Below are 14,403 nucleotides of genomic sequence, written 5' to 3' on the forward strand. Positions count from 1 at the left end.
AGGAAGCAATTATGTTTTTTTGTGTTTATAAAAATAGCGAAAAATAGAAGCATTTTCCATCATGTGGATGAGGAGAATTGAAATCGAACTACAAATAAAAAAACCAACGAACATAGGAAGGGCTGTTGTATCTATATTTCGTCCTATCCATAGTGCTATAGGGACTGCAATTACCGTAGATAAAAAACCTGATAAAGCTGCTCCAATTCCTGCTACATGTCCAATAGGTTCCATAGTAAGTGCCCTTATGTTCCCAAAAATAAACCCAAGACATAGAAATAGAAAAGATAAATAAGAATACAGTATAATAGTATGTGGATTTGGTTGTTGGTAAAATAGGACTACATAAGATAAAGAAACAGTTGAAAATACATACAATGCAAGATTTGAAATTTTTTTCATACCTAGTTTTAAAACTATGCTTCCGTTAAAAAGTGTGGCAAGTCCAAGAAAGAAAGAAATTGCAGCAATGATGTAAACATAAGCATCTGTGAATCCGTATTGGTCCTGAAATATTTGTTTTGAAGCACTCAAAAACACCATAAAACATCCTGTAATGATCCCAGTGATAGCTGTATACAACAGGGTGCTTTTGAATTTGAAAAACTCTTTTGTACCGTTGATAAAAAGCACTTTTGTTAGTTTTAGTCTCTTAGATTTTTTTAAAGTTTCTTCTTGGCGTAGGATAAACCATAACAGGACTATCAAGGCAAAAAGTATTTGAAAATAGAATATTCCTTGCCAATTAAAATAAATTATAATTTGTTGTCCTATGATAGGGGCTATCATTGGAATAAGAATAAAAATTACAGTAACAAAAGACATGATTCTTGCCATATGGTTTCCTGTGTATTTATCTCTTATAATTGAAACACTGATAGTTCTAGGAGCGGAGAGTCCAATTCCTTGAAGTACCCTACCTATGAGCATTGTGGTTAAATCTTTAGAAAATAGGCAAATAATACTCGCAATTATAAAAATTGAAAATCCGTAATAAACAACAGGTTTTCTTCCCAAGCTATCTGAAATTGTACCGAAAATTAGTTGACCGATACCTAAGCCTAGAAAGATCATTGTAATAAGTAACTGCAAGTTTGTGCTGCTAGGATTCCCAATCGAATTTCCTATTTGTGCAAGTCCCGGTAATATAGAATCTATAGACATGGCAACATTTGCCATTAGTAAGGCCATTAATGCAATAAATTCTAATTCTGAATATTTTTTATTTGCCATATAACTTTTTTAGTAGGTTGGTATGGCTTCCATATTAGGTATTTGAAATCCTGTTGCAAAGTTACATTTGTATAGATGGTTAAATGTTAATTTTTTTCAAATGTTTTGAAAAGTATCCTGAGGTTAAGTTGTTAGTGTTTATTTAAAAAAAAAAGAGAAACCAAAGGTTTCTCTTTTAACTAAACTAATCGTATGAAATCAATTACTTTTTCCAGTATGAGTTCATTGCCTTCATTTTTTCTGGACCTACTAGGTCTTTAATTTTTTTAGTTGCTTTTTGTTTAGCTTCCTTAATTTGAGCTTTTTCCTGGTCTTTTGGTAATTTTTGTTTTCTTATGGCTTTGATTTCTTTTGTCTTTTCAGCATTGATTTTATTAGCTTCTACAGTTTCTTGTTCTGTAAAGTTAGCATGCTCTATCGCACCTTGAAAAGTTTTTTTCTCTTGAGAGAATCCACTTACTGCTACAAATAGGAATAAAACAAAGAATACTTGTGTTACTTTTTTCATGTTATAATGTTTATTGGTTATTATTGTAGTACAATATTATTGCTTTTTACGAATAAGGACTTGTTCAAATCGGTTAAGAATTAGAACAGATGTTCAAATTTTTTTTTTTTAAGCTGTTAGTTTTTATCTATCAAAAAAGCCGCTTTGAAGAAAAAAAGCGGCTTTTGCTTGGGACTTGTATACCTATTTTATAATTAATTTAGTCACTATTTTTTTTGTCCCTGTGTTTATTTCAACAAAATACATTCCCTTTTTTAGGTTTTCTGTAGTCACTGTTGAAATAGTATTATTATGGCTACCAAAATAAACTTGTTTTCCGTGGATATCGAAAATTCTAACCGTTGCGTTTGAATTTTCGGGTAATGCAATATTAATTTCACCAATTGACGATGGGTTCGGGTAGATATTAATTTTATCTGATGCTATAATTGGATCGCTGTTTTTGATTATTCCAGTTTTTGCTGAGGTTCCAGAGATGTATTCAAATTTCCACTGCGTCCAGTCCCCAGAATATGTTGTAGGCCTTTGGAGTAAAATTGAATTATCAGAATTTGTTTCTGGTCTAAAGTACATTCCTGTAGTTCTGTTTTGCAAATAGAAATATCCATCTGTAGTATTTGTTTTTTTCCACTGAGTATAGTTTCCAGTATAATTTGTTGGTCTTTGACTCAATGCATCTCCATCGTTCATATCATCAGGTCTAAAATACATTCCCGTCTCTACATTTTTTAAATAAAAGTAATCATCACTCGTTGCAACAGTTGTCCACCTCGTATAATCACCAGTCCAAGATGACGGTACTTGTATTAGGTTGGCACCATCTGTGTTATCGGTTGGACGAATTTTTTTTCCAGTTTGTTTATTTATGATGTAAAATTGTTGATTGTTTTCGGGAGTAGCAGTACTTGTAGGGTACCATTGACCTCGATACCATCCACTACCTAATTCGGATAGCCAAAAAACATTTTCGTTTTGAGGGTCAGTTTTAATGTCTGTTATTCTATCATGATTGGCAAGGTTTTTACTAACTTTAATCCATGTGTTACCTCCATTTCTTGAAATATAAGCTCCTCCGTTAAGAAAATTCTTATGTCTACCTACAGCGGCTACTATAATGTTGCTGTTTTTTTGAGAGACATCAACATGCCAAACTTGAGGCATTTCAAATATTTTTGTCCAGGTAACCGCTTTGTCAGTACTTTTCCAAATACCTCCTTGCGCTGCAGAAGCACTGTAAGTTCCACATGCAATGTAAATATCATTGTTTTTTGAACTAATAAAGACATTGTTTACTGAGGTAATATCCGAAGGGAGGCTGTTGATTTTATTCCATGAACCACCATTGTTATACGATCTATATAAGCCACCCTTTACGCCATTTCTGCCTTGGTTTAATGCGGCATAGACAGTATTGTTATTTGAAGGAAAAAGTGCCATTCGATTCACACTGCAACCGGAAGGTAGTCCGCTGTTTGATAGACTCCAATTTGCTCCTCCATTAGTGCTTTTGTACACTCCAAATTTACCATGATCTAATTTATTAAAACCTCCTACTTCGGTAATTGGATTACTCGTTAGACAAGCAAGCATGTTATTCGGATTAACTTTATCAATTAACAACGAACTCCAATGCATCACATCTTGTGATAAGTTTGAATTCGGGTAATCAATAATTTCACCTGCTGTTTTCCAAGTTTTACCACCATCTGTAGATTTTCTTAAATCATCTCGGAAATTTTGACGGTGTTGAAGTGTAAAAATAATGTCAGGATTATTAGGATGGACTGCTACTGTAGCGGTAGAATGTGCTCCTCCAGGATTCACTTGTCCTTCAAGTTGTTTTACAGCAATAGGTCTTTGGGTAGATTCTGAATTTGCAGATTTCCATAAACCATGCTCACCACTAGCAAACAGTTTTCTACCGGGAATTCCTGTTTCAACAAGCATCATTCGACCGGGCAAATTACTACCACCTCGACCCGTCCAAGCTTTACTGCCAGGACTTGATTCTATATCATCAATTTGTTTCCAGTTGTTTCCATTGTCAGTAGATTTTAATATTTGTTGGTCTAAACTTATAAAGAGGTCACCATTAGAATTGATCGATAAAAACCTACATCCCCAAAGCTCTTCTCTAATATCCATTTCATGTTGAAGATGGGCGAACTTTGTGTTTATAGTTGTCTTTGGTGTTTTTCTAATATTGTTCCAATAATTTTTGTCTGTTTCGTTTTTCCAATAAGAACCAGTTCTAGTTGCAGGAAACCAATTTTTTCCCCCATTTGTTGTTTTCCAAACATCCCCAGGTCCAAAAGAATAATCATGTTTTACATTGTGTGAAATGTAAATTTCTTTTGAGTTTTTTGGGTTTATTACGATTCGGTTGAAGGTTGGTAATATACTTTTAGGGTAGGTATTACTTATGTCGGATTGGTTTATTCCCAACCAATGAGCAACCGTTTTTTTGTAATAGTTTTTTGTTAAATTACTGTTGATTTCTGTTAAGTCAATTGCCAGATCACCAGTAATGGAGGTCCAGCTATCTCCCATATCTTCACTTAGATATATTCCGCCTGTAGAAGTATAGGTGTTACCAGATTTGTAATAATTAGTTTGTTCAATCAAATAATACTTTAAAACATTAGTTGCTTTGTCGTAGTAATAGATCATATCCTTTGGTGCATTATTAGGAAGACCGTTTCTGCTTGAACTCCATGTTTTACCGCCATCTAAACTTTTATAAACACCGGTATTAGCCGCCATTAGTACTTTGTTTGAGTTTTTAGGGTTTACTAAGATTTTACAAACACTTAAAGTAGAAGGAAGTCCTGCTGTTATTTTTTGCCAACTTACTCCTTTGTTGGTAGAGCGGTAAATGTGCCCAGTTACAGCAGTTGACCTTTGTTCCCCTGTTTTATCGGCCTTGGTTCTGTGGTTTCTTTTAACATCCCAAAAGGTTCCGGCTCCAATAAACCAATTGTTGTCGTTTGATGGATCTACAGAGATTTCATTGTGGGCTTTGCCTAATGAAAAACTTTGTTTCTGCCATGTTTTTCCCTTGTCAGTGGTTTTGAATAATCCACCTAGTTCATCGGTAGCAAATCCTAATTTTGCATTTTGTCGAGAGAATTCTATATCATAAGTTCTGCTCATATCTCTTGGGTTCCCATCATAATCTAAAATAGTTTGCCAGGAGTTTCCACCATCGAAAGAGCCATATGCATTGAACATATCAGGTGCCATATGAATTGTAGAGGGATCGGTAGGGTGGCACCAAAAAAACTCGGTATAACCTGAAGTTCCAGGACCGAATTGAGTCCAGACTAACTTTTCTGAAGAGGTGACCCTTTTCGTTTGTAATTTTTGAAAATAGTCTTCATCTAATTGTGCAAACATTGTTGTACTGGAAATAAAGAACAACAAAAGTTTAAATTGTTTGTTTTTTAACATTTGGTTTGGTTTAGTTAATGAAAGTCACAATTTAAGGTGTAAAAGAGCTTTTTTTAGGGGTGTTTTTCCTTTTTTAGAGGTGAGTTGTACAGATTATCACTTTGTCTAGTTTTTGTAATAGTGTGATAAATACAGGGTTTGCAGCTTTTTTAAAGGGGGAATTTAGTTTTGGTTTGTGCCATAAAGATGATTTTATGTGTAGAATGAAAATCATTTGTTGCACAATCTTTTTTTTTAGATTTTGATTTGAAAGTTTACAAACCCTTATTAATATTGAGAATTAACTATTGTTAAGGAGCTATGTTTTTTAATTAAAAATGATGAAAGTTGCCTGATTCATATCTAAGTATAAAAAAATCACTTGTTTATTTGGTTTGAAATTACCCAATAGACAAGTGAATTTTTCTATGAAGATCTTACTTTGATTCAATAAGTTTTTTAATTGAATCAGTTTACATTTGTGTATGAAATAGTTCAGGATGTTGTTTGGGGATGTTTTCTTTCGAATCTCCTATGATCTCTCTAATGTCAATTTCAATTCCTCTAGAAATTGTTGTAATAGGAACATCATTACTCATTCCTTCAAAAGGATTTTCTGAAACATCACCAACACGCTCCATCAACATAAATACCATGAAATGATAATGTTAAAAGGGATGGTAAGCCATACAAAATGTGATGCAATAAAAGTATACATGGGGTTATTTGAGTTTGTTTTAAGTAGTTCTTCTCCAATTTGATCAAATTCATTCATCAATCCAAAGGGAAGTAGTAGTACAAAAATCCACACGAAAAAATTATTAAGGGTTGCGAATTGCCTTGGATAGGGGAAATTTTTTATTCTTTCTGCTTTTCCCTGTAAGGCAAAGAATTCTTCTATTAAATTTTTAAATTCAATATGTCTAAAATCATCAATTAATCCAGCGAGTTTTAGTTCTTTGAAATGGTTTGATTGAAGTTTTAAGCAACCGACTTGTTTGTTCGTCATGCTAAGAACGTCATTGGTTTCACTATCGGATAAATATCCTTGTAATTCCTCCTCTAATGAGAATTCATACTCCCTTACTTTTATACCAGACATATGTTCTTTATCTGAAGTATTCGTATGGGTGGTTTCCCATCCTTTTTTTGATCTTAAAGCGTGTCTTAAGCAGGTCATCCAAGCGATATGTCTTAAAATAATTGCTTTCTTAATTTGAAAAAAATCTTCCTCAGATCTTGGCGTCTCCGTGAATTCATTCGTAAGGAAGTCGTTTAGCATTGTTGCTAATAGCCTCGAGCTGTTGACAATTCCACCGTAAATTTTTCTGGCCTCCCATAACCTCCCGTAAGATGCATTGTTTTTGAAACCACTAATAAATGCCAGTGCGGTACCGATTAAACTAATAGGCAACCAAGGTAGGTGAAGCCAATTCCAATCAAATAGGTCATAAAGGATTACAGGAATTAAAGAAATGGGTATAAAATAATAAATATATCTCCTGGTCCATTTTATTACAGTTGCTACGGGGTATATTTTTTTAGTAAACATAAAGCGAAAATTTTTATTTAAGAAAGGTACTACTATTTAGAAAATAATGTTTTTGATTTGAATGACATTTTTTTGTTATTGATGAATAAGAACAGGCTTACGAGTTTTTTTATTGAAATGTCATATATAAAACAGTGTGCGTTTCATTACTGTTTTCCATTTGTTTATTAGATATATGCTCTGTTTTTTTTAAGTGGTTTATTATTAACCTGTTGAGGTCGTTTCTATCGGGGCTAACTTGCCGAAGATATATTAATTGTTCAATAAATTTAAAATATATATACGTTTGCTGCTTTTAGTTTGATAAACTAAGTATAACTTTTAAAAAAATTACAATGAAAAAAACAATGAAGATCACAGGCCTATTTTTATGTACAACCTTGTTATTAGGTTTGCAGTCTTGCAAAGAAGATGTAATCGAAGAAAATAGTATTACAAAAATTTCAGACCCTACAGTTAAAAGTAATTCTTTAAAAAGAGTTTCAGAAATATGTTTGTTTGATGATTTGAGTTTCCAAAGTAATTCAACGAATCTTGTATCGTGTATTTGGGATTTAGGAGGAGCGGTTGTTATCCTTGAACCCAATATAAATTTTGTTTTTAATGGAGGAGATATAGTTAATGGTACTTTGGTTTTTGATGGTGGAGGATTGGATGGTGCTTTATTGAATTCAACTTTGAATATTGAAGGAAACGTTTCTTTGTTATCAAATGAATATAATTTTGAAGCAGCTAGATGGAATGTTACAGAAGGTATTGTTGAGGATTCAATAGCTAGTAAAAATACCTTACAGATGAATAGGGCTATTGCAACGGTAAAAGGATTGAATGGTAGTTCTATGTATATTGATGATCTTGACGCATTTTTCAATGTAGAAACAGCATTTGCAAATAATGTAAAAATGACTGAAAATTCAATTTTAATACCTTCTAATTTCCATTTGAGACTAGGGGAGATGGCTTATATCAAAGTACAGCCTACCCATATGCCTGCTTATGCTTTGATATCCATGTACGATACGGAGAATTCTTCAATTACTGGCGGGCATCTTGTGGGAGATAGAGCTGCACATGATTACAGTCCTTTTACAAGTGTTTATGGAGTTTCTAGAGATACTCATGAGTTTGGTTATTTGTTAAATATAATTGGCGCTCATGATGCAGTTGTTGAGGGAGTTAAGATGAGTGAAGCTATTGGTGATGGAATCATGGTAAGTCAAAGTAAATTAAGAAATACGGATGGAAGTTTGACAGATGGAAATAGGACTACTGAAAGATTGCTTATTACCGAATGTGAAATATTTAGTGTGAGAAGAAATGGTATTTCTATAACTGATGCATACGAAACTAGGATTGAAAATTGTCATATACATCATGTAGGAATAGGCAATCAACATTATGATAGTTCAGGAAATTTGGTTTACAGTAGTGCAGGTGTAGCTCCTAAATATGGAATTGATCTAGAAGCATATCGTGAACGTACTGCTGATGGTACTTTATTGGAATATCAAAAAGTAGAGGGTGTTGTGATAGATAATTGCGATTTGTATGAGAATGAAGCTGGTGACATTGTTAGTTATTCTGCAAGTTATGTGGTTATAGAAAATAATAGAATGGATAAAAGATTAGGTACGGGACATTCTAATAATGTTGTTGTAAAAAACAATGTATTTGTAAATAGGGAAGCGGCATCTGTAAATGGGATTTTTGCGATAAATGTGAAGTCTAAAAAAATATTGGGAGAAGAAATTGTTCAAAATATCATGGTTTCGGGAAATCAAATTACAGGTTATTATACAGGATTAACCTTGGGTGGAAATAACATTAATGCTGAGAATAATACAATTACGGATTGTAGAAATGGGATTTCTTTAGGAATACTATCTAATGCTTCCGTTTTGAACAATGATATTATTAGCAATTTGGATATCAAATGTTATGGTTTTATTGGATACAAGTCAGAAATATTTAACACGGTGGTTGATGGTGGTCATGTTAGTGTTAGTCATGCATCTATGATTCTTCAAAAAATTAACGAATTTAGTACTACTACAGCTTACGATTTGACGTTTCAGAATTTAACATTGGATTCTAATAAAAGTTACAAATACACACTTATGTATGATAGTAAAAATATTTTATTTAAAGATATAATGAGTAACACAAAATTGTACAAACGTAACTGTACAAACATCGGTAGAGATAATGCTCAGTTTCAAAATTGATGTTTTTTGGATTTCTATTCAGATCCGAACAGCCGTAATTGCTGTTCGGATTTTTTTTGAAGTTTTTTGAATCAATATTTCAAGATGCTTTAGTAAAATATGTTTGTTTTATTACCGTAGTTGTAAGGGATTTCTCCAAATAGAATTTCACAGATGTCTATGATTGTTGTTGGTTTTTAATGTGTTTGTTTACAGTGTTTTATTTGTTTTTAGGGTTAGGGTTTTGCTATTAAAGGTAAGAGTGAAAAAGTCATTAAATGGTATATAAAGTTTTAATCAAGTTTTTTACAAGTCCTTAAAAACATATGTTCTAATTGGAAATTCATTTCGAATGCAAAATGCTTTTTTGTTCTTATATATTTGATGAAAAATATTTTATATGATGATTTCAAAAATTTGTTTAGCATTTGGAGCAGTATTAAGTTTATCTAATATTGCCTGTGCAAAAAATGAGGAGAATAATAATTTAACGACAGATAATGTAAAGCCAACCATTGAATGTGTCGAAAATATAGAGATACAAGTTTCTGAAGGTGTAAATTCGGTAATTGTTAATTATGTAGCACCCAAAGGGTATGACAACAAAGCTGGAGCGGTAACAAATCAAACGGCTGGTTTGAGCTCAGGATCTCAATTTTCAATTGGTACCACTAGAAATGAATTTAGAGTTATAGATAAAGCGGGTAATATTACTTCTTGTAGTTTTGAGGTAATTGTCTCGGTAAAAAAAGAGGGACCTTATGCTGTTCAAAATGGAGTAGGGGTGCCAGACGGAAAGAAATGGGTGAAAGTTGAAGAACTTTCAGATGAGTTTAACGATGCTCACTTTGATGATGATAAATGGCATCGTGATCCAGCAACGGATGGTTTTCGTTGGTATGGTAGGGAACCTGCCTTGTTTGAATCAAAAAATGTTTCAGTTAGTGATGGAAATTTAAATGTAACAACGTTGAAATATGAAACTCCGAAAAGTTTTAGAGGTGTTGATTGGACGCATGGAGGTGCAATTATTAGATCTAAAGTAAAAGCTGAGCCAGGTAGGTATTATGAATGTAGAATGCAGGCTAATAAAACAATTATGTCGTCTACGTTTTGGATTGCAATGCAACAGAATTGTAACAATGGACCGATACGAAAATTAGAATTAGATATTCAAGAATGTGTAGGACGTGTGCATAGTGGAACTCACTCATGGGCAAAAAAATGGGATAATATATATCATTCAAATGCCATTCGTCATAAAAGATCTTGTGATATTAATGAGGAAACAAGAAAATCTGGAGTTAAAAATCTTACAGAAAAAAATCATTCTCGATTTTTTGTATATGGTTGCTGGTGGAAATCGCCAACAGAATTATTGTTTTATTTAGATGGAGAATACATGTATACGGTTACACCTACCACAGATTTTGATATTGCAGGATATATAACAATGGCAATTGAAACCTATGATTGGAATCCAGTTGATGAAACGGGGAGTATTTTTGAAACAGCTTCATGGGATGATAGAACTACAAAATATGACTGGGTGCGTACCTGGGTTTTAGAAGATAAATAGTTCTTTTTAAAAAATTAAAAGCACCTTTGTTTTATTGAATAAAGGTGCTTTTTTTATTTCAGGTTATATCAATAAACAACCTTGTATTTTAATTGTACAAAATCATTTTCAAAGACAGAAACTGATGGATTTACGAGTGTTATATTTTTAGAAGTTTTACCAAACAATGGTTTCCCTTCACCTAGAAGCAAAGGAACTCTTGTAATGGTGATTTCTTCGATGAGCCCTAGATTGATGAAGTTTTGAATTGTTGTTCCACCATCTATATAGGCGTGTTTAAAACCATTTTTTTCTAAGGAATTTGTTAGTTCCAAAAGATTACCGGAGTAATATTCTATTTTACCAGTTAAACTTTCAGGAATCTTTGTAAGTGTGTTGCTTAGAACAATTATTTTTAAATTTCTATAGGGCCATAGTTCTTCAGTAAGATTCATGTTAGCAATTACTTCCATACATTTTCTGCCCATGATAATGCAATCAACGGAGTCTAAGAATTTTCCAAATCCCATATCCGCGTTTTCAGGTTTTAATTGCTTTCCATTTCCTGCAGCATGTAGCCAATCAATATTATCATCTTTGGTGGCAATATAGCCATCTAAACTTGTTGCAATGTATGCAGAGCATTTCATAAATTATTTTTTTAGTTTTTTATAAATTTCAATATTTTGAAAGAGGGTATCGTTAGAAATGTAAGTGTTAATTTGTTTGTAACTATTTTTATTTAATTCAATAGGAATAGAATACGTATTATTGTCGCTTTTCATCGAATTGGACATAGATGTTAACTTTTCGGTAAGGGTATCATTAGAAAAATTATAGGTTCCAAATCCGTGCCATTCATCATTTTTATGTGTTGGACTCACATTCCAAATAACATAGCCATCTAAATATATTTTATGCTGTGTTTTTTTTGTATCAATAATCAGTGTATCCCCATTTGCAGTATGATAAAAATGAGTTAATTCCCAAACCCCTTGCATTGGATCTTGATTTTTATCTTTTTTAATTTCACATGATTCAAATGTAAAAATAAAAATGGAGCTTAAGAAAAAGATAATAATTAAAGCTTTTGCGGAATTGTTTTTAAGGAAACTCATAGCATAATTTTTTAGTTATGTTAAGTTAGGTAATTAAATAATAAGAAGGTGGTTTATTCTATTTTCATTGCATAAAAAAAGCTATCCAAGAAATTTGGATAGCTTTTTTTTTTTGAAATAATAATTTGATTAATTTTTAATAAACTTCAACGTTTTAGAGTTTTCTCCTTTTAGGATCAGAATATAAACTCCACTCGCAAATTGAGAAATATCAACAGTTTGATTATTTACATCATTTGATATTGTTTCTTCTAAAATAATCTGACCATTCAAGCTTAATATCTGAATAGAAGTATAGTTGTCATCTTCATTAAATGAAACCGAAATTTTATCCATAGCAGGATTGGGGTATATATTGGTTAATTTAACTTCTTTTTCTATGTTCGATTGTTTACCGAATTTTGCACTTGTACTACCCCAATTGAAAGTCTCCCAACCTTGTATATCTGGTCCTACTGCAGCTAATGGAGCATCCGTAAGATGTAACCTAGCTTGTACATATTTACCATTTGCGTTGGCTTTTAATGCAACTTTTCCGGTTCCTTGACTCTCCCAAGAAAATTTTTCCCAACTACCAATGTAAGTCTGAAACGCTCTTATAGGACTTCCGCTTACATCAATTCTTGCACTAACATAGGTGTTAGTTGAGTTCGCTTTTAATGCAATTAAACCATTTCCAGCATCTTCAATCGTAAATTTTTCCCAAGCCCCAACTGTATTTCTGTCCGCTTCTAGTGGGTTGTTTGTTACTGATTTCTCTGCACAAACATATTTTCCAGAACCATTATTTGCTTTTAGCCAAATGGTTTGACCGATAGGAGCATCGGAAACATTGTTAGAAACAGGTTTATAAGTTCTCACCCAATCAACGTACATTTTATTTTTATTATTGTTTGCTAAATCACTGTCAGATGCAACAATACCGGCATTTGATCTCCATTCATGATCTTCAGTGTCTAATATCATAAACATTTCCTCACTCATGTTGTATTGAGTTTTATCCAGAATAGCACCCGTGTAATCTTTGTCCTTCATAATAGCATTTTGCCAAGAACCAGACGTAGATTCTACTCCGTCAATAAAGAAACGAACTTCTGTTGGACTTTTCCAATAAACACCATATGTGTGCCAAGTGTCGCTCCATTTACCATTGTTTGGGGCAGGAATATGGTTTTGAGCATTAAAGTCACTAATGATTGAATTATCGTTATTATCTCTATAAAAAACGTGGAAATTCGTTGACATGTTTTTCGCAAACCATTCTGAACTTGCTCCTCCATAAACTTCTAAAACGTCAATTTCTCGTTTTGAGTTTTCACTTAAGAACCAGAAATTAGAGGACAGTTCTAGTTTATTTACCAAAATTCTAGACTCCATATAGACTGGGTATTTTACTTTGGTTTTAGAAGTAATGATTCCAGTGTTTACTTTGTTTGTTCCCGATTTTCTGGATGATCTTAGAATTAAGTTGCCATCAGCAACCCAAGAATGATTGCTAGCCCATTCAGTAAGACCAGGTCCTAGCCAGCCATTGAAATAACCATCCTTCCACTTATTTGTGAAAGCTGTTGTTTTTCCTGTGTAATTAAATTGATCTGAATGAGACTCTAATAGTTCCCATGTTTTTCCTGAGCCTGCAGAAACAGGAATAGGAGTGTTGGACCAATCTTGAGCCATAAGACTCCCGCATCCAAGTAGAAAAATACTACTTAGAGTTTTTAATGTTTGTTTCATATTGATTTAGTTTAGTTGATGGTAAACTTATATAAAACAAGTGTTAATGCTTTGTTTGGTAACTAGATAATACATTGATGAAGACTCAATTTAATCTAGATTTGGCTTTTGATGTTTGGTAGGGAATTTTGAAAGAATGGTAAGGTTCAATTATTGTTTAGCTCTTTTGTGCTGTTTGTTTTACCCAAATAAGTTCGTTTGTGTTGTAACCAATTTCCTTGGCAATTTTTAGATATTTATTCTTTATAGTTTCAGGAATAGTTGTTTCTCTGGAAAGGAACCATAAATATTTTAAGGATCCTCCACCAACTAAAGCATATTTATAATCATCATCGATAGATAGTATATTATATCCACCATAAAATGGTCCAAAAAATGAAACCTTGAGCATTGCTATAGAATCTGCGGTAACAAATTTAGCTTTGCCAATGGCTTGTTTCCATTTCTCTTTTTTTATATCATATCCCTTATTGACCACTTTAATTGTTCCGTTGTTGTTAAGACTATATTCTGCCGTTGTGTTGTTTAAGTTTTTTTCAAATTTAAAATCTAACCGAGCAATTTCATACCATTTTCCTAAATAACGTTCTTTTGAAAATGGTGTTACTGTTTGCGCTGTTTTAGGGATAGTCGAACATGATAGTAATAACCCTAAAATTAAAAGAATAGAAAAATTTTTAAATTTCATTTTTTTGATTGGAAACGGTTTTGGTTTGCGATTATGGGAGTGTAAATAAAAAAAATGTAAAACAGGATTGTAAATTTTATTCTTTAATACTGTCAACGATTAATAGGGTAGGGCCACCCTCTATAGGATAGCCTTGAGCAATTTTTGCAGAGATTGTAATGGTCTTGTTTAAATAATTTTCAAGCTGGATCTTTTCACTTTTAACGACATAACTATTGATACGATGTGTTCCATATTGAAAGGTCGTCATTCCTAATTCTTCTAGTTTACCTGTTACTTTGATAACATCACTTTTTTCATTGTTCTTGGAACAGCTTGGAAGCCCTAATCCAAAAATCAAAATAAATAAAAATAATTTGATGTATTTCATATGGTTCAG

The 14,403-nt window shown here is 32.6% G+C and carries 12 protein-coding genes; 2 read left to right on the forward strand and 10 right to left on the reverse strand.

The features are described from left to right. Nucleotides 1-9: 9 nt before the first annotated feature. The 5 genes from AC2DGP_RS01755 to AC2DGP_RS01775 all read right to left on the reverse strand — a co-directional run bounded on the left by AC2DGP_RS01755 (nucleotide 10) and on the right by AC2DGP_RS01775 (nucleotide 6,722). A complete protein-coding gene (locus tag AC2DGP_RS01755; protein WP_484491309.1) occupies nucleotides 10-1,233 on the reverse strand; it encodes a multidrug effflux MFS transporter in 1,224 nt (407 codons plus the stop codon). A 202-nt stretch (nucleotides 1,234-1,435) separates the two neighbouring features. Next, nucleotides 1,436-1,741, reverse strand: coding sequence for a hypothetical protein (locus tag AC2DGP_RS01760; protein WP_484491310.1), 306 nt, complete (start codon nucleotides 1,739-1,741; stop codon nucleotides 1,436-1,438). Between the two features lie 183 nt (nucleotides 1,742-1,924). Then, nucleotides 1,925-5,191, reverse strand: coding sequence for a VPS10 domain-containing protein (locus AC2DGP_RS01765; RefSeq protein ID WP_484491311.1), 3,267 nt, complete (start codon nucleotides 5,189-5,191; stop codon nucleotides 1,925-1,927). A gap of 452 nt (nucleotides 5,192-5,643) precedes the next feature. Further along, nucleotides 5,644-5,826, reverse strand: a complete 183-nt coding sequence (locus AC2DGP_RS01770; protein ID WP_484491312.1) for a hypothetical protein — start codon at nucleotides 5,824-5,826, stop codon at nucleotides 5,644-5,646. After that, entirely contained in the window at nucleotides 5,811-6,722 is a 912-nt protein-coding gene (locus AC2DGP_RS01775; protein ID WP_484491313.1) for a bestrophin family protein, read from the reverse strand. Before AC2DGP_RS01775 ends, AC2DGP_RS01770 begins: the two co-directional genes overlap by 16 nt. 335 nt (nucleotides 6,723-7,057) lie before the next feature. Here AC2DGP_RS01775 and AC2DGP_RS01780 point away from each other — a divergent pair, with 335 nt between their 5' ends. Together AC2DGP_RS01780 and AC2DGP_RS01785 are read left to right on the forward strand one after the other, a co-directional pair. Then, nucleotides 7,058-8,947, forward strand: a complete 1,890-nt coding sequence (locus tag AC2DGP_RS01780) for a right-handed parallel beta-helix repeat-containing protein (protein ID WP_484491314.1) — start codon at nucleotides 7,058-7,060, stop codon at nucleotides 8,945-8,947. A 379-nt stretch (nucleotides 8,948-9,326) separates the two neighbouring features. After that, nucleotides 9,327-10,505: an HYR domain-containing protein gene (locus AC2DGP_RS01785; RefSeq protein ID WP_484491315.1), complete on the forward strand. Its 1,179-nt coding sequence runs from the start codon at nucleotides 9,327-9,329 to the stop codon at nucleotides 10,503-10,505. A gap of 68 nt (nucleotides 10,506-10,573) precedes the next feature. Here AC2DGP_RS01785 and AC2DGP_RS01790 read toward each other — a convergent pair whose 3' ends face one another. The 5 genes from AC2DGP_RS01790 to AC2DGP_RS01810 form a co-directional block, all read right to left on the reverse strand. After that, complete coding sequence (locus AC2DGP_RS01790; RefSeq protein ID WP_484491316.1) at nucleotides 10,574-11,134, reverse strand: dihydrofolate reductase family protein; 561 nt, start codon at nucleotides 11,132-11,134, stop codon at nucleotides 10,574-10,576. Nucleotides 11,135-11,137: 3 nt separating this feature from the next. Next, on the reverse strand, nucleotides 11,138-11,602 hold the full coding sequence (locus AC2DGP_RS01795; protein WP_484491317.1) for a hypothetical protein: 465 nt from the start codon (nucleotides 11,600-11,602) through the stop codon (nucleotides 11,138-11,140). Between the two features lie 129 nt (nucleotides 11,603-11,731). Continuing rightward, complete coding sequence (locus tag AC2DGP_RS01800; protein WP_484491318.1) at nucleotides 11,732-13,336, reverse strand: T9SS type A sorting domain-containing protein; 1,605 nt, start codon at nucleotides 13,334-13,336, stop codon at nucleotides 11,732-11,734. Nucleotides 13,337-13,493: 157 nt separating this feature from the next. Further along, on the reverse strand, nucleotides 13,494-14,024 hold the full coding sequence (locus AC2DGP_RS01805; protein WP_484491319.1) for a lipocalin family protein: 531 nt from the start codon (nucleotides 14,022-14,024) through the stop codon (nucleotides 13,494-13,496). A 76-nt stretch (nucleotides 14,025-14,100) separates the two neighbouring features. Beyond that, nucleotides 14,101-14,394 (reverse strand): hypothetical protein, encoded by a 294-nt coding sequence (locus tag AC2DGP_RS01810; protein WP_484491320.1) that lies wholly within the window; start codon nucleotides 14,392-14,394, stop codon nucleotides 14,101-14,103. Nucleotides 14,395-14,403 lie beyond the last annotated feature (9 nt).

Source organism: Flavicella sp. IMCC45537 (assembly GCF_057197705.1).